This window comes from Haemophilus sp. HMSC066D02, from assembly GCF_001810545.1.
GTDB lineage: Bacteria > Pseudomonadota > Gammaproteobacteria > Enterobacterales > Pasteurellaceae > Haemophilus_D.
Genome location: NZ_KV801824.1, coordinates 212,332 through 230,043, shown reverse-complemented (window position 1 = coordinate 230,043; position 17,712 = coordinate 212,332). Strand labels below are relative to the sequence as shown.

The following is a 17,712-nucleotide window of genomic DNA, read 5'->3' as shown; positions in this document are numbered from 1 at the left end:
TAAAACTCTATAATTAACGGATATACAATGAATTTGTACAATATCAAACACCCTGAAGAACAAGTGAATTTTGCGCAAGCAGTACGTCAAGGACTTGGCAAAGATCAAGGTTTGTTCTTTCCTGAAACGATCCCCGCTTTAACTAATATTGACGAGTTATTAGCTTTACCATTGGTTGAACGTAGCCAAAAAATTCTTGGCGCCTTAATCGGTGAAGAATTGCCGAAAGCCACTTTGGATGCAATGGTAAAAAATGCATTTACTTTTCCAGCACCATTAGAAAAAGTGGAAGACAATATTTATGCCCTTGAGTTATTCCACGGTCCAACTTTAGCATTTAAAGACTTTGGTGGTCGTTTTATGGCGCAGGCGCTCGCTGCGGTGCGTGGTGATGGCAAAATCACCATTTTAACAGCGACATCTGGTGATACCGGCGCAGCAGTTGCCCATGCATTTTACGGGTTGGAAAACATCAATGTCGTGATTTTATATCCGAAAGGCAAAATCAGCCCATTACAAGAAAAACTATTCTGTACTTTAGGTGGGAATATCCGCACTGTTGCGATTAATGGCGATTTCGATGCGTGCCAAGCGTTAGTCAAACAAGCGTTTGATGATGCCGAACTACGTCAAGCAATTGGTTTAAACTCAGCAAACTCCATCAACATTAGCCGTTTATTAGCGCAAGTATGTTATTACTTTGAAGCCGTAGCCCAATTACCAAAAGAAAAACGTGATAACGTAGTAGTTTCTGTACCAAGTGGTAACTTTGGTAACTTAACCGCAGGTTTAATTGCAAAAACATTAGGTTTACCAATTAAACGCTTTATTGCATCAACCAATGCGAACGATACTGTGCCGCGTTATTTAGAATCAGGTGACTGGGCACCTAAAGCAACTGTAGCCACGCTTTCTAATGCGATGGATGTCAGTCGTCCGAACAACTGGCCACGTGTCGAAGAGTTATTCAAACGCAATGGCTGGAATTTAAGTGATTTAGGTTCAGGTATGTTAAGCGATGGCGAAACAGAAGAAACCTTAAAAGCGATGTACGCAAAAGGTTATTTATGTGAACCACACGGTGCGATCGCCTATCAAGTATTGAAAGACCAACTTAAAGCGGATGAAACCGGTATTTTCTTATGTACGGCACATCCTGCGAAATTTAAAGAGTCTGTAGAGCGTATTCTTTTGCTCGATCTTCCATTGCCCGAAGCATTGGATAAACACAATAAATTGCCATTACTTTCGGATGAAATGGATGACGATTTTGCACAATTACGTGCATATTTGTTGAAATAATAAAAAAGTGCGGTTAATTTTGACCGCACTTTTATTTTGTCACTCAAAAGGGCGGGATAAACGCCCTTTATTTTTTTGGGGGGCGTTGGTGCGCGGTGGATTTCCTTTTATAATGCAATCAAACTTGCATGTTTATTCATTATTTTTATGACAACTTTTATTGCCTACGCCAATATTCAGCAACCTTTTTCTTTTGATGAAATCCTTACAGATCTTGTCCCTGAAAATTTGCGTACAGAACCACAGGGAAATTCTCGGATAACGCAACGTCATCAATGTCGTCGATTGGCGCATTTTTTACTTTGGCAGTTGTTAAAAACAGCGGGAAAATCAACCGCACTTTTAGGACAAATTTATCGTACACAAAGTGGCAGACCACAATTTCCCGTCGAGAATATCGATTTTAATATAAGCCACTCAGGCGATTGGGTTGCCGTATTGCTGCATATTAATGAATCAGAAAAAAGTGCGGTCGGTATTGATATTGAATTTTCGAAAAAACGGAGTTTTTCTGCGCTCATGGCGCATTTTGCGCCACAAGCAGAGCAAGAATGGTTTGCTAAACAACCTGATAAGGAGCTGGCTTTTTATCGCTGTTGGTGTTTGCGTGAAGCGGTATTGAAATCACAAGGCGTAGGAATAGTGAAGTTATCAAGTGTGACGCATTTGCCTGAACCACAACAGATCTATTCAGATTATTGTCCGAAAGGTGCGTTGCTCTTTACGGATGAATTGCCTTTTTACTTTGCGGCATTTATAAATCAGTCAAAAATTCAACCGCACTTTTATCACTGGAATGGAAAAAAATTAGTCGAAAAAAATATAAAAAAATCCTTGATTTACCAAGTAAATGAATAAAAGAAAATCCTTGAAAATATTCAAGGATTTTTTATTTTATAAAACTTGATTCGCCACTTGTATTTTCATAGACTAACCCCATTTATTTCGTTAAACTCATTAGAAATTTTAGACAAATGGAGAACGTAATGTCGCAAAACGGTCCAGATCAAGATCCTTGGGGTAAACCGGGACAGAGCAGCGGTCCAAAACAGTCAGATAATTCATCAGATAAGCAAAATGAAAATGGCTGGGGCGCTCGAGACAATAAAAATCAGGAACAATCACCTCCAGATATAGAAGAAGTATTTAATAATCTGTTGAAAAAATTAGGTGGTGGTAATAAGAAGGGCGGATCAAATAATACTTCGCCGAATATACCTTCATTTAATTTAGGTAAGATTTTACCGATCGCCGCAGTAATCGGAGGGATTATTTGGGGTGCAAGCGGTTTTTACACCATTAAAGAAGCAGAACGTGGCGTGACGTTACGTTTTGGCGAGTTTCATTCTATCGTTCAACCAGGCTTAAACTGGAAACCAACCTTTATTGATAAAGTGATTCCAGTGAATGTAGAGCAAGTTCGTGAGCTTAAAACACAAGGTGCGATGTTAACCAAAGATGAAAACATGGTTAAAGTGGAAATGACCGTGCAATATCGCGTGCAAAATCCTGAAAAATACCTGTTTAGCGTAAGCAATGCGGATAATAGTCTTGGACAAGCGACTGACAGTGCACTTCGTTATGTGATTGGTCATATGACTATGAATGATGTGCTGACAACGGGTCGTGCCGTGGTACGTGAAGATACATGGAAAGCCTTGAACGATATTATCAAACCTTATGATATGGGACTTGAAGTGATTGACGTGAACTTCCAATCCGCACGCCCACCAGAAGAAGTGAAAGATGCTTTCGATGATGCGATTAAAGCACAGGAAGATGAACAACGTTACATTCGTGAAGCGGAAGCTTATGCTCGTGAGAAAGAGCCAATCGCTCGTGGTGATGCACAGCGTATTGTTGAAGAAGCAACCGCTTATAAAGATCGTGTTGTGCTTGATGCGCAAGGGGAAGTGGAACGTTTACAACGTCTTTTACCTGAATTTAAAGCGGCGCCAGATTTGTTAAAAGAGCGTCTTTATATTCAAACCATGGAAAAAGTCATGGCAAATACGCCGAAAGTCATGTTAGATGCAAATAATGGTAACAATTTAACCGTATTACCATTAGAACAATTAATGGGTAAAAAAGCGGCTCAACCGACTACTACAACGCCTGAAAGTGCGGTCAGTTCTGCACCTGTTTCAACACAGGAACGTCGTGTAGAAACGCAAACGGCTCAACCAGTTCAATCAAATGAAGGCATTCGCCAAGGGAGATTTAACTAATGCGTAAATTTTTACTTCCGATTATTGTGGTGATTGCTGCGGTGCTATATTCCAGCGTCGTGGTTGTAACTGAAGGTACGCGTGGCATTATGTTGCGTTTTAACAAAGTACAACGCGATGCAGAAAATAAAGTGGTTGTGTATGAACCAGGTTTGCATTTCAAATTGCCTTTAATTGATAGTATTAAGGTGCTTGATGCGCGTATTCGTACCCTTGATGGTTCAGCTACTCGCTTTGTGACAGTCGAGAAAAAAGACTTGTTGGTGGATTCCTATGTGAAATGGAAAATCAGCGATTTTGGTCGTTTCTATACCGCAACGGGTGGTGGCGATTATAACCAAGCTTCAAGCTTATTAAGCCGTAAAGTGAATGACCGTCTGCGTTCAGAAATTGGTACTCGTACGATTAAAGATATCGTTTCAGGTACGCGTGGTGAATTAATGGCGGGGGCGAAAAAAGCGTTAAATTCAGGGCAGGATAGTACCTCTGAATTAGGGATTGAAGTCGTCGATGTTCGCGTAAAACAAATCAATTTACCGGATGAAGTTTCTTCTTCGATTTACCAACGTATGCGTGCAGAACGTGATGCGGTTGCTCGTGAACATCGTTCGCAAGGTAAAGAAAAAGCAGCGTTCATTCAAGCTGACGTGGATCGTAAAGTCACCTTGATCTTAGCGAATGCAAATAAAACGGCACAAGAATTACGTGGTAATGGTGATGCGGCAGCGGCAAAACTATATTCTCAAGCTTTTGCTCAAGAACCACAGTTTTATAGTTTTATTCGTAGCTTAAAAGCCTATGAAAGTAGCTTTGAAGGTTCAGATAATATGATGATTTTGAAACCTGACAGTGATTTCTTCCGCTTTATGCAAGCGCCAAAGAAATAAACAAGAGATAATGAAAAGTAAAGTGCGGTTAGAAATAACCGCATTTTTTATTGCTTAATTTTAGGGGAATTCTCATTTATAAAGTAAAACAGTCTTTAATGCAATCAATCGAATCCATAGTCAAATTTAATTAAATCCATACAAAATATAAGCCAATTTTTTGGCATAATCACCTTGCTTTAAGCTTTACGTTTCTTTTTATGTTTATTGATCGTTTGGAGGATTATGAGATGAAAAAACTGATTATTGGCGGTGCAGCCATTGCTATCTTAGGTTATTTTGGCGTTGTGGGGTATCTACACCAATTTGATAAAGAGAATGCGACCTAACTTTTAATGGAAAATCACTATACGGGCGAACAAGAAAAAGTGGCAAAAGCCTTATTTGATAATAGCTGTCAATATTGCCATAGTCCAAACACACCTCTTCCATTTTATTCAAAATTCCCGATTGTGGGTGATGAAATGCAATCGGATATTCAAAGTGGGCTTCGAGCTTTCCGCCTGGATCGTTTACTGGAAGGTTTAAAAGATCCGAGCAAATTATCCCAAGCTGATTTAGCAAAATTACAGCGTGTGCTTGAAAATAACGAAATGCCAATTGCTAAATTCAGACATCTCCACTGGGGAAGTAAACCAGATGAGCAAGAAAAAGTGGCATTGCTTAACTGGATTCGTGAAGCACGTAAAATGTCTTTACCAAAAGAAACACCCAATGTTGATGTAGATCGTTTAGTGCAACCTATTCCAGACAGTATTGCAACAGATGAAGCAAAAGTCGCGTTAGGCCATGATCTTTTCTTTGATGGTCGTTTATCAGGCGATGGTTCTATTCAATGTCACACTTGCCACCAATTAGACAAAGGTGGTGTAGATAGACTTGAAACTTCAACAGGTATTGAAGGTAAAAAAGGCCCAATTAACGCGCCAACCGTGTTCAATGCGGCATTTAACTTTGTGCAATTCTGGGATGGGCGTGCGGCAGATTTAGCGGATCAGGCAAAAGGTCCTCCAACAAATCCAGTAGAAATGGGCTCGCATTCTTGGGATGATATTGTGGCTCGTTTTGAAATGGATGAAGAATTCAAAAAAGCATTCTTAAAAGAATATCCACAAGTAACGAAAGAAACCTTAACTCATGCGATTGGTGAATATGAAAAAACATTAATTACGCCAAATAGTGATTTTGACCGTTATTTGAAAGGAGATCAAACAGCCTTAACCGAGCAACAAGTTCGCGGTTATGAGTTATTCAAACAACATAAATGCGATACTTGTCATACTGGCGTAGCAATGGGCGGCCAATCTTATGAATACATGGGACTTTACGGCGATTACTTTAAAGATCGTGGTACCCCGTTAACTGATGCCGATGAAGGTCGCTTTGCTCAAACGAAAGATCCATTTGATATGCATCGTTTCAAAGTGCCAACCTTGCGTAATGTCGCACTTACTGCACCGTATTTCCATGATGCTTCAGCAAAAGAATTAAAAGATGCGGTTAGTGCAATGTTGAAATACCAAAGTAACGTGAAACAGCCTGCTCAAAAAGATGTTGAAGATATTACCTCTTTCTTAGAAAGTTTAACAGGTGAGTTTAAAGGTGAGAAATTAAAATAATCCTTTAAGCTATAAATAGAAACGACCGCAAGTGCGGTCGTTTTTTTGTGAGTTTTAGTTAGATAACAAGTCATAAATGACTTCGACAAAAAACAGAAAAGCTAAATTTTAGGTATAAAAAAAGCCGCTTACGCGACAATCTTCTTTTTATATTTAAAATGGTGCCCGAAGCCAGACTTGAACTGGCACGCCTCGAAAGGCGAGGGATTTTAAATCCCTTGTGTACATCATTTAAGTTTGAAAACTATTTGTTTAGACCAATTCCGTGTACCTAGCCAATACACCATGATCTACCCACTAACGCTCTGTGGATAGGTTAGATCTTACACAAAAATACTAGTTTGTAAAGCCTGAATGTACTAATTTTAAAAATATTTTTGCAAGGAACACCCTTAGATGCTCCTTGCATACCTATCTAAAGCAATTCTGTATATTCTCTTATTGAATCAATATTATCTTCAATATAACTCAATGTAACTTTGACATCTTTATGTCCTAGTAATTGTTTGGCTATATATAGGTTTTCAGGTTTTTTCATTAGATTTGTTGCTGCTGTATGCCTAAATCTGTGAGGGGAGCTGATAATTCCCGTATATTTTGAAATAACTTTGAAGATATAGCTCACCTGGTTATTGGTCATTTTCTCTCCCTTTCGTTTAACAGCATTTGAAAATAAATTAATGTTAAATAGTTGAGATTCTACAGGCTGATTCAGTTTACTTAGTTCAGTTAATAATTTCTTTAGATAAGGATAAAGTGTCGTTGATATTGGAAGTATATGATACTCGTGATTTTTATTTATCTCAGATGGAATATGAATAACTTGATTCAGCAAATCTACATCTTTAATTCTTAATTTATTTAACTGAGAGCGTCGAATTGCCGTATAGCGGAAAGTCATAATTATGGTTTTAGTAAACCATAATGGGCGAAGAATAGGAGGAAGATGCTTTGATTCAGTGATTCCAAAGCTAAGTTTTTTTAAATCTGAAGAAGTATATACTTTCCTTTTCTTCTTTCCTTCTCTAATGAACAAACCATCGAAAGGGTTCTTTGTAAATGGGAGGAGTTGTTTTTCAATTCCAAATTTGAAAATAGTCTTTAGCTGACGAATATAGCTGTTCCACGTCACTTCAATGATAGATTGTCCAACAACTCTCTTTCTCCATTGGAGTATTAATGAGTCTGATATTTCATCAGGATATTGAATACTACAATTTTTCTGTAATTGTCTAATTGCTTTTTCATAGCTTTTAATAGTATCTATACGTAAATGACGGTATAAAAAAAAATTACTAAGTAACATATCAAATGTGGTTCTATTCACTTTCATTTTCCTCAATAAGTGATAAATGCAAATTATCAATTGGAATTCTATTACCGAAAAAATAGTCAGTTTTATCAATCAAATACCCAATCAATTGAGAGGTTTTTCTTGGGCCAATAACCTTACAGCGCCAAAAATTAATACTATCATTGTTTGATTGACGGTATTTCTTGTGTAATTTAAGATCTTGGAAACTATATTGCAAATTTTCGATATCTTTTTTAGTAAAGTTGGTAATGCCCTTACTATTGAAAAATAGCTGAAAGATTCCAGGTGTTACAAGGAAAAGTTTGCCTTTGACTATATGTAATTTAGCATTTGAATTATTAATAGTTAGGGTATTACCGATAATTCCGGATTTTAGCCATTCAACAAAAATCTCTCCTGAGACAGCCTCAGTTTCCTTTGTATCATCACCCACTGTTATAGATGGGGTTGAGGCGATTTTATTTATTTCGCTTTCTTGAGATGGTTTTTTATCAGTAGAGTCTTGAGGTTCTTCTACAGGTGAAAATAAATTCATTACCAAATCAGTCATATCCGTCTTAGTTTCAAAATTTTGAGTATTTTGAGAGGGGATATTTTCAGATAAAGCAGGTTTATTCACTGTATCAGTTATTACGGGAAGTTGTACTTCAGATTCTGTAATTATTGAGTTTTCTTCTTTAATATCTTCACTTGAACTTAATTGTTCTTCATTTTCAATATTGACTCGACCTAAAAATGTACCCGGTCTGTCATTAAGATTTTCCCAAGCTACTTCCGGTTTAATTCTGAGTAAAGAAAATGCTTTAGGTGGGCACCAGCCTGAATCAGCTTTAATTCGACAATGCCAAATTGCCGTACCGTCATTTGTACTTTCAATAATACCTAATGATTGCATTTCACTAAATAATTTAGGATTGTCAGAAGGGGCGGTGATACCTTGCTCCAGTAAATAAGCTCGTATTTGGTCTGCAGTAGGTTTGCTCATTAACCATAGAGCATCCTCTGTAAGCCAACCATCTGAAGGACCTTTAGGGGTGTTAATTTTAAATTTATGTTGCAGTAAATGACGTAAAGCCATAACCAGTTGCTTCGCAAATGAAGTTATAGGTTTTTGAGTTAATTTTGATACATCACCACCTAAAGCAAGCGTTACACTGTTTTGGTCTGCTTTTTGTACTATTTCAGATAGTAAACCTGATTTGTCTTTATGATCAGCCATCGCATACATTAGTGATGAAAAAGCTTCCGGGTATTCAGCTAACCATGCAAACGCTTCTTTTGGTATTAAATAGTTTGCAAGGAAACTTCCCATAACAGGATGCAGATCATAATCTCGCCCTTTAATGTATTTGAATTTATAAGGTTGAGTCGGAACCCCCAACCAAGGGAACCAACGAGAACCATCTTTTAATTGTATCTCTATATCAACAATAACTTTACCAATGTCATGAACCAATGCAGCATAAATAACAGCAGCAGTCCAAGCATCACGTTGCTTAGATTGTTCTTCCGGAGCAGCATTTTGTGGCAATACATAACTTTGTCGTAATTTAGCTGAAAATGAAAGAACTTCTAGGCCATGATCAAGCATACCACCTAAATGTGAGTGATGATGTGATTCTGAGGCAGGTAATAATTGAACCATTTCAGCATAGCGCTCGATCGGTTTTTTGTAGAGTTCATTAAACATATCTTGCGTCATTGATACTTGTTGCCAAAGTAAGTTTAAATATTTCTGGCGTAATTCAGAATTGAGTAATTCTGACGCAGTAAAGGGGGTTATCCATCCCTCATCATCCACTTTGAATGTTGATAAATTAAGATTTTTTAGAGAGGATGTGATATTAAGGGAATCTTGTTTTTTCCCTCTGATTTTATGAAAAATAGATGAAAGCATAACTCAGAACCTTTTTTGTAAAAGAATATTGATTTATGCATCGATCTCAATAAATAAATAATTCTAAATCGGAGATAAATATTACAGCCATTTTGAAAGCCTTTTGGCCTTTTCAGGTAGGACCTTTCCCTTGGAAAGGTTACCTTTATTACATTACCCTTAATCCCGTTAGGGATTCCTTTAACCTTTTGTTTTTTTTGCTACAATAATAACAATTACAAAAAAAGAAGAAAAATATGAAGTTTGAAATTAAAGATAACCAGGTTGTTATAGCTTCTTACCCTAGCAAAGAAACAATATTAAAACATAATGGAGAAATAACTATATACTCTATAATTAGGCGTTATAAAGAACGAAGAGGGAAATGCAGACCTATCGGTGATAATTGCCCTATGTTGTATGCCATGAAAGGAGCTGAAGGGTTAACAACAGATATTGAAACTATCGATGCTGTATATGAATACGCTAAAAAACTGATTGATGAATATCCATTTGAAGAACATATCGAACAACCATTTGATGTGATCATACTCATGCCATCTAAACATAGTATTGGGCGTAATTTAGCTCGTTTATTACAGCAAAAATTTAACATAAATATTATTGATAATTTTCTCAGGAAAAAAACGCCTAAAACATTGATTGAGGATGTTATAAGTGATAACACAATTCCCCCGGATAAAAAACAGTCCTTAATTACTGCATTAAAGAGAAGCGAAGGGGGATTATCAATAAAAGACATAGCTCCGAAGAATAGATGCTACTTACATATTTTTTGTGGTGATCATGTAAAATTACCAGCTGATGCTAAACATGTATTACTCGTTGACGATATATCTTCTTCAGGAACAACATTTGAAAGCGCGGCAGCAGTGATTAGACAATATTGCAAACAAGTTGAAATGATCTCAGCAGTTACATTATTTGCACCGATTAAATGAGTTTTAAGTAACGATTAGCTATTGTCATTAATCATAAGAATTAATCATAAGAATTAATCATAAGAGTTAAAATTAGATTGACATTTAATTAGTAAATACTTAACATTAAGCACATCTAAGAGATTAGATTGACAGGGTAAATGTCCCCTCGGTCATAAAACATAGCAGGGACCCGCAGAGTGCAACTTCGGCCAGCTTATAATGAGCAAGTAGAAGGAGTTCTAGGCAGCGGCTAGAAAAATAATGAAACAATGGGGAGCTTGGCTCCCCATCATTTTATCTATTAGGATATACCAGTTCATTATAATCTTTTAGGTAATATTGGTTAGGTAAATTAACCTTCTCTCCATTAACCTTATCGTATCCTCTATCAACTCTGCTGAGTAATTCATTTACCAGCATGAATGATAATGTCTTTTTTATAAACCCTTTTGGAATTCCTGTTTTTTCAGTTATCTTGAGATAAGATGCCATTGAATACTTAAACTTTTTATCTCTTATTGCAGAAAAATAAATGAATAATTTTAGTGCATACAATTCAATTTGTGAACGCAACGAGAAGCTTCTACAAAATATGCCTTCTAGCTCATGAATTGGGACTTTACACCACGTTTTATCTTCATTTTGATTCACTATATATTGGTTTGTTCTTCCAATTCTCTTAATTGAAATAATATTATTGGATTCCAATACTTTTAACCCCATGCTTATAGATTGCCTACTAATACCTAGACTCTCTGAAAATTCTTTGTAATAAAATTGGAGATTCCTTTACAAATATGCTCTTACGTGCTATTATTTAAGTGACTATTTAAAAGGAGTTAATAAATATGCGGCAAGGTATTCTTAAATAAACTGTCAATTTGATAGCGGGAACAAATAATTAGATGTCCTTTTTTAGGAGGGCTTAGTTTTTTGTACCCAGTTTAAGAATACCTTTATCATGTGATTCTAAAGTATCCAGAGAATATCTGTATGCTTTGTATACCTATGGTTATGCATAAAAATCCCAGTGATAAAAGTATTTATCACTGGGATTTTTATGCCCTTTTGGGTTTTTGAATGGAGGAAAAACACATGAAAATTATTAATATTGGAGTTTTAGCTCATGTTGATGCAGGAAAAACTACCTTAACAGAAAGCTTATTATATAACAGTGGAGCGATTACAGAATTAGGAAGCGTGGACAAAGGTACAACGAGGACGGATAATACGCTTTTAGAACGTCAGAGAGGAATTACAATTCAGACAGGAATAACCTCTTTTCAGTGGGAAAATACGAAGGTGAACATCATAGACACGCCAGGACATATGGATTTCTTAGCAGAAGTATATCGTTCATTATCAGTTTTAGATGGGGCAATTCTACTGATTTCTGCAAAAGATGGCGTACAAGCACAAACTCGTATATTATTTCATGCACTTAGGAAAATGGGGATTCCCACAATCTTTTTTATCAATAAGATTGACCAAAATGGAATTGATTTATCAACGGTTTATCAGGATATTAAAGAGAAACTTTCTGCCGAAATTGTAATCAAACAGAAGGTAGAACTGCATCCTAATATGCGTGTAATGAACTTTACCGAATCTGAACAATGGGATATGGTAATAGAAGGAAATGATTACCTTTTGGAGAAATATACGTCTGGGAAATTATTGGAAGCATTAGAACTCGAACAAGAGGAAAGCATAAGATTTCATAATTGTTCCCTGTTCCCTGTTTATCACGGAAGTGCAAAAAACAATATAGGGATTGATAACCTTATAGAAGTGATTACGAATAAATTTTATTCATCAACACATCGAGGTCAGTCTGAACTTTGCGGAAAAGTTTTCAAAATTGAGTATTCGGAAAAAAGACAGCGTCTTGCATATATACGTCTTTATAGTGGCGTACTGCATTTGCGAGATTCGGTTAGAATATCGGAAAAGGAAAAAATAAAAATTACAGAAATGTATACTTCAATAAATGGTGAATTATGTAAGATTGATAGAGCTTATTCTGGAGAAATTGTTATTTTGCAAAATGAGTTTTTGAAGTTAAATAGTGTTCTTGGAGATACAAAACTATTGCCACAGAGAAAAAAGATTGAAAATCCGCACCCTCTACTACAAACAACTGTTGAACCGAGTAAACCTGAACAGAGAGAAATGTTGCTTGATGCCCTTTTGGAAATCTCAGATAGTGATCCGCTTCTACGATATTACGTGGATTCTACGACACATGAAATTATACTTTCTTTCTTAGGGAAAGTACAAATGGAAGTGATTAGTGCACTGTTGCAAGAAAAGTATCATGTGGAGATAGAACTAAAAGAGCCTACAGTCATTTATATGGAGAGACCGTTAAAAAATGCAGAATATACCATTCACATCGAAGTGCCGCCAAATCCTTTCTGGGCTTCCATTGGTTTATCTGTATCACCGCTTCCGTTGGGAAGTGGAATGCAGTATGAGAGCTCGGTTTCTCTTGGATACTTAAATCAATCATTTCAAAATGCAGTTATGGAAGGGATACGCTATGGTTGCGAACAAGGATTATATGGTTGGAATGTGACGGATTGTAAAATCTGTTTTAAGTATGGCTTATACTATAGCCCTGTTAGTACCCCAGCAGATTTTCGGATGCTTGCTCCTATTGTATTGGAACAAGTCTTAAAAAAAGCTGGAACAGAATTGTTAGAGCCATATCTTAGTTTTAAAATTTATGCGCCACAGGAATATCTTTCACGAGCATACAACGATGCTCCTAAATATTGTGCGAACATCGTAGACACTCAATTGAAAAATAATGAGGTCATTCTTAGTGGAGAAATCCCTGCTCGGTGTATTCAAGAATATCGTAGTGATTTAACTTTCTTTACAAATGGACGTAGTGTTTGTTTAACAGAGTTAAAAGGGTACCATGTTACTACCGGTGAACCTGTTTGCCAGCCCCGTCGTCCAAATAGTCGGATAGATAAAGTACGATATATGTTCAATAAAATAACTTAGTGTATTTTATGTTGTTATATAAATATGGTTTCTTGTTAAATAAGATGAAATATTTTTTAATAAAGATTTGAATTAAAGTGTAAAGGAGGAGATAGTTATTATAAACTACAAGTGGATATTGTGTGCTGAGAGCTTTCTTCTATACTAATAGACGAAAGGGTGTGAAAATGATTTTTAAATGATACTGTGGAACGGAACAGTAGCCCTAGTATTGACTACTGTCGTTTCTATTCATATTGGCTATTCTAGGACTGAGATGAAAAAATCTATAAATGCTCAGAATAAAATTGAACCCGCAAATCTCCCCAAAACAATGGTGAGTCATGTACTTGTATTATTCCGAAAAAATACACCTCTGGTGCAGTGAGACAAATTGGTGTATCTTATAGTGGCTTCGTAGATGAAAGCTATACTCTACTATCACTCTTTGATGATGTAGAACAAATTGAAAAAGATAATAGACTTCAGACAGCTATTGATGTTGTCAGAGAACAGTTTGGTTTTTTAGCCATACAAAAAGGAACCGTCCTAACTGAAGGTTCCAGAAATATTGAACGCAGTAAACTTATCGGTGGTCATTCCGCGGGTGGATTGGAGGGATTAAAATGAAACAAGAAAAAAATACAGTACAATTTTCAGAAATCCGTAGCAAAGGATGTAATGATATTGAAATGCTTGAAAGATTTTTACATGGAATCGTTGAAACAGCAACTTCAAAACTTCGTCAGAGAAAACTCAAAACAACTGAAATATCGATACGACTAGTACATGCTAAATCTGAAAACCGATTACCATTGGAATTTACATTTAGCATTAAGCCAACAAGCTCATCTGTGATAATCTATACTGAGGTAATCAATCGCTTTAAAGAATGTTACACAGGTGGGGGAATTCAAGGTTTTACGATTCAATTTGATAAAAATACCCTTGCCTCTGCATAGAAAGGATTTGATATGATTGACCGTTCATATTTACCATTTCAATCAGCAAGAGAGTACCAGGATACAAAGATGCAAAAATGGATGGGCTTTTTCCTATCTGAACATGCATCAGCACTCTCTGATGATACAAACAAAGTAACGTACATGTCTGACTTATCACTAGAGAAGAAATTATTACTCCTCAGTCAAGTATACGCCGGGCAGCTACGCACACGCATTCAAGTGATTGAAAAAACAAGCGTGTTTCCTACACTGGAACAATACCAAGTCTGACCAAAGATTTCATTTTGATAAAAACTACAACAGGTCACATCAATTTGAAATTAAAAGACATTATTAGTATTGAACTTGTCGAGGAGGTGCTCTATGAATCAGCTTGAGTTTCAGCGTAATCACCTACAAATGGACTATTATAGCGAGAGCTACCAAGATTTTGAACGTGACTTCTACCGCTACTCTAACATGAATATTCCATTGACCTTCCTAACTGATGATATCCTAAAAACAATGGCGACTTCACGTAAGAATTACTTTGTCCTCAATAAGGAAAAGTCCAGAGATAACCGCGATCACTTCTTCATATTTGAAGTAAGTACCGTAGATGAGAATCCGCTAATCTATCATTATACATATAAGAAAACTACAATATATTTAGCAGAAAAATAGGAGCAGTTCAATTGACTGTTCCTATTTTTAATATTCATAAAATCTAAAGTCTTTATACTCTTTAACAATGGAGTCGCCAACCAGAACAGACTATACTGACCAGCGACTACCTTAAATTTAATGTTTCAGATTTATTTTCTTATCTCTAATTTCATAAACTACATCTGCTACATTTTCGAGTAATCGTTTATCGTGGGTGATAAACACGATAGTTCCGGTGTACTCCTTCATTAGTATTTCCAAAGCCTCTAAACTTGGTATGTCAAGGAAGTTACTGGGTTCATCCATTATTAGGATGTTATATCTACCCATGAGCATTTTAGCAAGCAACAATTTTATAATTTCTCCACCGCTTAAAACAGATAAACTTTTTCCAATATCGTTCTGTTTGAACCCCATAGATGCTAGCACTGAACGAATTTCTGATATATTGTAGTCACAATCCTTCTGCATAAACTCCATAACATTCTGATTACTGTTGTACTTGTAACCATTCTGTGCAAAGTAACCTATTTTTGCCTTAGGCGAAATAGAAATTCCTTCTTCATGGTTTAAGATCATTTGGATTAAAGTTGTTTTTCCGATTCCATTACCACCAGTTAACGCCACTTTTGCTCCTAACGGAATTTGAAAAGATGCATTTTCAAACAGAGCCTTATCCCCAAATACTTTATTAATTTCTGCACCGACTATAGGGTATGGATTATGGAGCTCCAATGCTTTACTTTGCCTGAAACGAATTCTGCGAATGCCTTCCGGAGCTTCTACTTTTCCTAAGGCCGCAATCCTGTGCTCTAGGGTTTTAGCAGCATTATACATCTTTTTTTCCTTACTTCCTATTGATTTTTGATGAGCTAAACGCCCTCCGTCTTCAGTACTTTTTTTCTTTGAAGAACCTTTTGCCTTCTGTTCTATTTTACGAGCCTGTTTTCGCTTTTCCTCCGCAGCCCTTTCCAATCGGGCACGTTCCGCAATAAATTGTTCGTATTCTGCAGCTTGGCTCTTACGTTCTTCCTCTTTCTGACGAAGATAATCAGAATAGTTTCCCCAATACTCAGTGATTTTGCCATCTTTCAGTTCCCATATTTTATCTACTATTTCATCAAGAAAATAGCGGTCATGGCTAATAACTAACAGTGCACCTGTAAAATATTTTAGCTGTCCTATTAGAAAATCAATTCCTTCACGGTCTAAATGGCTCGTAGGTTCATCCGCTAAAATACCATGAACCTGTGCCGATAAGGCCTGTGCTATTTTAAGCCTTGTTTCTTCACCACCGCTCATAGTCTGTATATTTAATTGCTCAACACCTAGCTTGCCTACAAGTGCAAAATCTTTTTCCTCCTGCAGAGTTACTTCGTCCAACTGGGGAATATAGGCAAGTTCACCCAGACGATTCATTTTACATCCTGGGGGAGTTAATTCTCCTAAAAGTACCCTGAGTAAAGTGCTTTTTCCAGCACCATTTGCTCCTACTAAACCAATACGGTCATAATCATATACTTCTAATTCATTTATATCTAAAACATCGCGTCCTTTGAATTCCACACGAATGTCTTTTGCTTTTAATATTAATTCCATAACATTTCCTCCTGTCTATAATCGCATGCTTTCATTTGCTTGTATGCAGGGAAAACCCTGCGATTTTAGCAGGAAGAGTTACATGAAAATAAGATACATAAATATTCCTCCAATATTGTTTATTTTAAATCTAATTTTCTAACCTCAGTTATCATTTGGCAAACTATAGCAATGCCAATAATTAAAATACCTGATAGTAAAAACCAATGATTTACACCGATTTTATCAGCAAAGAATCCAGAAAGAATTAACCCAATTGGCATAGCAAGTGACATGATACTTCCGATCAAAGAAAATACACGTCCTAAATATTCAGGCTTAATTTTCTCCTGAAAAAGAGCTGTTTGCACACCGCTATAAAATGGCACCGAAAGCCCCATTATTGCACAGCAAACTACGAATATTACAAATCCATTTGGAGGAAGTATTCCCGAAACGGCTAAACTGGTCCCCATTATAAAAAATGAACTTGTTATTAGTAATACATGCTTTTCGAAGCCCCCTAATCTTCCTAATAATAAGCCTCCTGCTAGCATCCCAAATGCAAAGGAAATTTCCGTAATAGAAATATGCACAGGTGTTCCATTAAAGTGTTCCATGCTTATTAAAGGAAATAGTGCATTGATTGGCATATAAACAAAAGTATATAGTGTTCCTAAGAGTAATAAGGCAAACAATCCTTTGTTTTGTCTCAGAACCACAACTCCTTCTTTCATCTCCCTTATGAAATTTGGTTCTAAACTTTGCACTTGATTACCCAGCTTAGGTATACGTACAATTGCTACCGTAATAGATGCAATCACAGCACCCAATACGTCGATGGCAATAATAGCATTTAAATCCCAAACGGAGTATAAGAGTGCTGCAACTGCCGGACTAACAATATAGCTTATAGACTGCAAAGACTGACTATAGCCTGCGCATTTCGTTAGCTGTTCTTCTGGTACTAAAAGTGGTGTAACCGCATTGAGTGCTGGGGTATGAAAAGCTGTTCCAATGCTACGGATAAACAATACTATCATAATCATCCAGACAGGTAGCTCCATACAGAATGCAACAATAGCAAGCACTGCACCAGCTGCTGCGATAATTAAATCGGCACCAATCATTATCTTCTTCCTATCATGACGATCCACTAGCACACCAATGGCAGGTCCCAAAATCGCATAGGGTAAAAAACCTACTAATGAAGCCATAGACAAGACCATCGCAGATCCTGTTTTTTCTGTAAGGTAAAAAATAATCGCCATTTGCAGGATGGCACTAGTGATTAATGATACTGCTTGCCCTGCCCATATTGCATAAAATTTTCGTTTCCAATTGTTGTATTTTTCCATT

Annotated in this window: 15 protein-coding genes and 2 pseudogenes; 12 read left to right on the top strand and 5 right to left on the bottom strand. The window is 36.6% G+C overall.

Going from position 1 to position 17,712, the window contains the following annotated elements; translation table 11 throughout:
- Nucleotides 1-27 precede the first annotated feature (27 nt).
- From thrC to HMPREF2750_RS08375, 5 genes and pseudogenes are all read left to right on the top strand, one after another.
- A complete protein-coding gene (gene thrC, locus HMPREF2750_RS08395; protein WP_070583411.1) occupies nucleotides 28-1,302 on the top strand; it encodes a threonine synthase in 1,275 nt (424 codons plus the stop codon).
- Nucleotides 1,303-1,449: 147 nt separating this feature from the next.
- A complete protein-coding gene (locus HMPREF2750_RS08390) occupies nucleotides 1,450-2,160 on the top strand; it encodes a 4'-phosphopantetheinyl transferase family protein (protein ID WP_070583426.1) in 711 nt (236 codons plus the stop codon).
- Nucleotides 2,161-2,288: 128 nt separating this feature from the next.
- Nucleotides 2,289-3,530 (top strand): FtsH protease activity modulator HflK, encoded by a 1,242-nt coding sequence (gene hflK / locus HMPREF2750_RS08385; protein WP_070583409.1) that lies wholly within the window; start codon nucleotides 2,289-2,291, stop codon nucleotides 3,528-3,530.
- Nucleotides 3,530-4,417, top strand: a complete 888-nt coding sequence (hflC, locus tag HMPREF2750_RS08380) for a protease modulator HflC (protein ID WP_049366331.1) — start codon at nucleotides 3,530-3,532, stop codon at nucleotides 4,415-4,417. The genes hflK and hflC overlap by 1 nt, the downstream gene beginning before the upstream one ends.
- Nucleotides 4,418-4,647: 230 nt before the next feature.
- A pseudogene (locus HMPREF2750_RS08375) lies at nucleotides 4,648-6,036 on the top strand (cytochrome-c peroxidase).
- A gap of 415 nt (nucleotides 6,037-6,451) precedes the next feature.
- On the opposite strand, the gene HMPREF2750_RS08370 reads toward HMPREF2750_RS08375, so the two are convergent.
- On the bottom strand, nucleotides 6,452-7,294 hold the full coding sequence (locus tag HMPREF2750_RS08370) for a tyrosine-type recombinase/integrase (protein WP_080358713.1): 843 nt from the start codon (nucleotides 7,292-7,294) through the stop codon (nucleotides 6,452-6,454).
- A 61-nt stretch (nucleotides 7,295-7,355) separates the two neighbouring features.
- Nucleotides 7,356-9,248 (bottom strand): MobH family relaxase, encoded by a 1,893-nt coding sequence (mobH, locus tag HMPREF2750_RS08365; protein WP_070583407.1) that lies wholly within the window; start codon nucleotides 9,246-9,248, stop codon nucleotides 7,356-7,358.
- Between the two features lie 236 nt (nucleotides 9,249-9,484).
- Between mobH and HMPREF2750_RS08360 the strand changes: the two genes are divergently transcribed.
- Nucleotides 9,485-10,189, top strand: a complete 705-nt coding sequence (locus HMPREF2750_RS08360) for a phosphoribosyltransferase (protein ID WP_070583405.1) — start codon at nucleotides 9,485-9,487, stop codon at nucleotides 10,187-10,189.
- 276 nt (nucleotides 10,190-10,465) lie between these two features.
- On the opposite strand, the gene HMPREF2750_RS08355 is transcribed toward HMPREF2750_RS08360, so the two are convergent.
- Nucleotides 10,466-10,894, bottom strand: coding sequence for a hypothetical protein (locus HMPREF2750_RS08355; RefSeq protein WP_227411470.1), 429 nt, complete (start codon nucleotides 10,892-10,894; stop codon nucleotides 10,466-10,468).
- 240 nt (nucleotides 10,895-11,134) lie between these two features.
- Here HMPREF2750_RS08355 and HMPREF2750_RS09905 point away from each other — a divergent pair, with 240 nt between their 5' ends.
- The 6 genes and pseudogenes from HMPREF2750_RS09905 to HMPREF2750_RS08325 all read left to right on the top strand — a co-directional run bounded on the left by HMPREF2750_RS09905 (nucleotide 11,135) and on the right by HMPREF2750_RS08325 (nucleotide 14,793).
- Nucleotides 11,135-11,251, top strand: coding sequence for a tetracycline resistance determinant leader peptide (locus HMPREF2750_RS09905; protein WP_001791010.1), 117 nt, complete (start codon nucleotides 11,135-11,137; stop codon nucleotides 11,249-11,251).
- A gap of 15 nt (nucleotides 11,252-11,266) precedes the next feature.
- Entirely contained in the window at nucleotides 11,267-13,186 is a 1,920-nt protein-coding gene (gene tet(M) / locus HMPREF2750_RS08350; protein ID WP_070583403.1) for a tetracycline resistance ribosomal protection protein Tet(M), read from the top strand.
- Between the two features lie 363 nt (nucleotides 13,187-13,549).
- Nucleotides 13,550-13,795 (top strand): hypothetical protein, encoded by a 246-nt coding sequence (locus HMPREF2750_RS08340; protein WP_001813542.1) that lies wholly within the window; start codon nucleotides 13,550-13,552, stop codon nucleotides 13,793-13,795.
- Nucleotides 13,792-14,127 (top strand): DinB/UmuC family translesion DNA polymerase, encoded by a 336-nt coding sequence (locus tag HMPREF2750_RS08335; protein ID WP_000806926.1) that lies wholly within the window; start codon nucleotides 13,792-13,794, stop codon nucleotides 14,125-14,127. The genes HMPREF2750_RS08340 and HMPREF2750_RS08335 overlap by 4 nt, the downstream gene beginning before the upstream one ends.
- A gap of 12 nt (nucleotides 14,128-14,139) precedes the next feature.
- Nucleotides 14,140-14,507 (top strand): annotated as a pseudogene (locus tag HMPREF2750_RS09900) (hypothetical protein).
- Nucleotides 14,494-14,793, top strand: coding sequence for a DUF5960 family protein (locus tag HMPREF2750_RS08325; RefSeq protein WP_001072467.1), 300 nt, complete (start codon nucleotides 14,494-14,496; stop codon nucleotides 14,791-14,793). The pseudogene HMPREF2750_RS09900 and the gene HMPREF2750_RS08325 overlap by 14 nt, the downstream one beginning before the upstream one ends.
- Before the next feature lie 117 nt (nucleotides 14,794-14,910).
- Here HMPREF2750_RS08325 and msr(D) read toward each other — a convergent pair whose 3' ends face one another.
- Nucleotides 14,911-16,374, bottom strand: coding sequence for an ABC-F type ribosomal protection protein Msr(D) (gene msr(D), locus HMPREF2750_RS08320; protein WP_000420313.1), 1,464 nt, complete (start codon nucleotides 16,372-16,374; stop codon nucleotides 14,911-14,913).
- 119 nt (nucleotides 16,375-16,493) lie between these two features.
- Nucleotides 16,494-17,711, bottom strand: a complete 1,218-nt coding sequence (mef(A), locus tag HMPREF2750_RS08315; RefSeq protein WP_000417519.1) for a macrolide efflux MFS transporter Mef(A) — start codon at nucleotides 17,709-17,711, stop codon at nucleotides 16,494-16,496.
- Between the last annotated feature and the right edge of the window lies 1 nt (nucleotide 17,712).

Bases quoted from the DNA above. Each gene is read 5' to 3' on its own strand.
- thrC (WP_070583411.1), top strand. From the start codon at position 28: ATGAATTTGTACAATATCAAACACCCTGAAGAACAAGTGAATTTTGCG.
- HMPREF2750_RS08390 (WP_070583426.1), top strand. From the start codon at position 1,450: ATGACAACTTTTATTGCCTACGCCAATATTCAGCAACCTTTTTCTTTT.
- hflK (WP_070583409.1), top strand. From the start codon at position 2,289: ATGTCGCAAAACGGTCCAGATCAAGATCCTTGGGGTAAACCGGGACAG.
- hflC (WP_049366331.1), top strand. From the start codon at position 3,530: ATGCGTAAATTTTTACTTCCGATTATTGTGGTGATTGCTGCGGTGCTA.
- mobH (WP_070583407.1), bottom strand. From the start codon at position 9,248: ATGCTTTCATCTATTTTTCATAAAATCAGAGGGAAAAAACAAGATTCC.
- HMPREF2750_RS08360 (WP_070583405.1), top strand. From the start codon at position 9,485: ATGAAGTTTGAAATTAAAGATAACCAGGTTGTTATAGCTTCTTACCCT.
- HMPREF2750_RS08355 (WP_227411470.1), bottom strand. From the start codon at position 10,894: ATGGGGTTAAAAGTATTGGAATCCAATAATATTATTTCAATTAAGAGA.
- HMPREF2750_RS08335 (WP_000806926.1), top strand. From the start codon at position 13,792: ATGAAACAAGAAAAAAATACAGTACAATTTTCAGAAATCCGTAGCAAA.
- HMPREF2750_RS08325 (WP_001072467.1), top strand. From the start codon at position 14,494: ATGAATCAGCTTGAGTTTCAGCGTAATCACCTACAAATGGACTATTAT.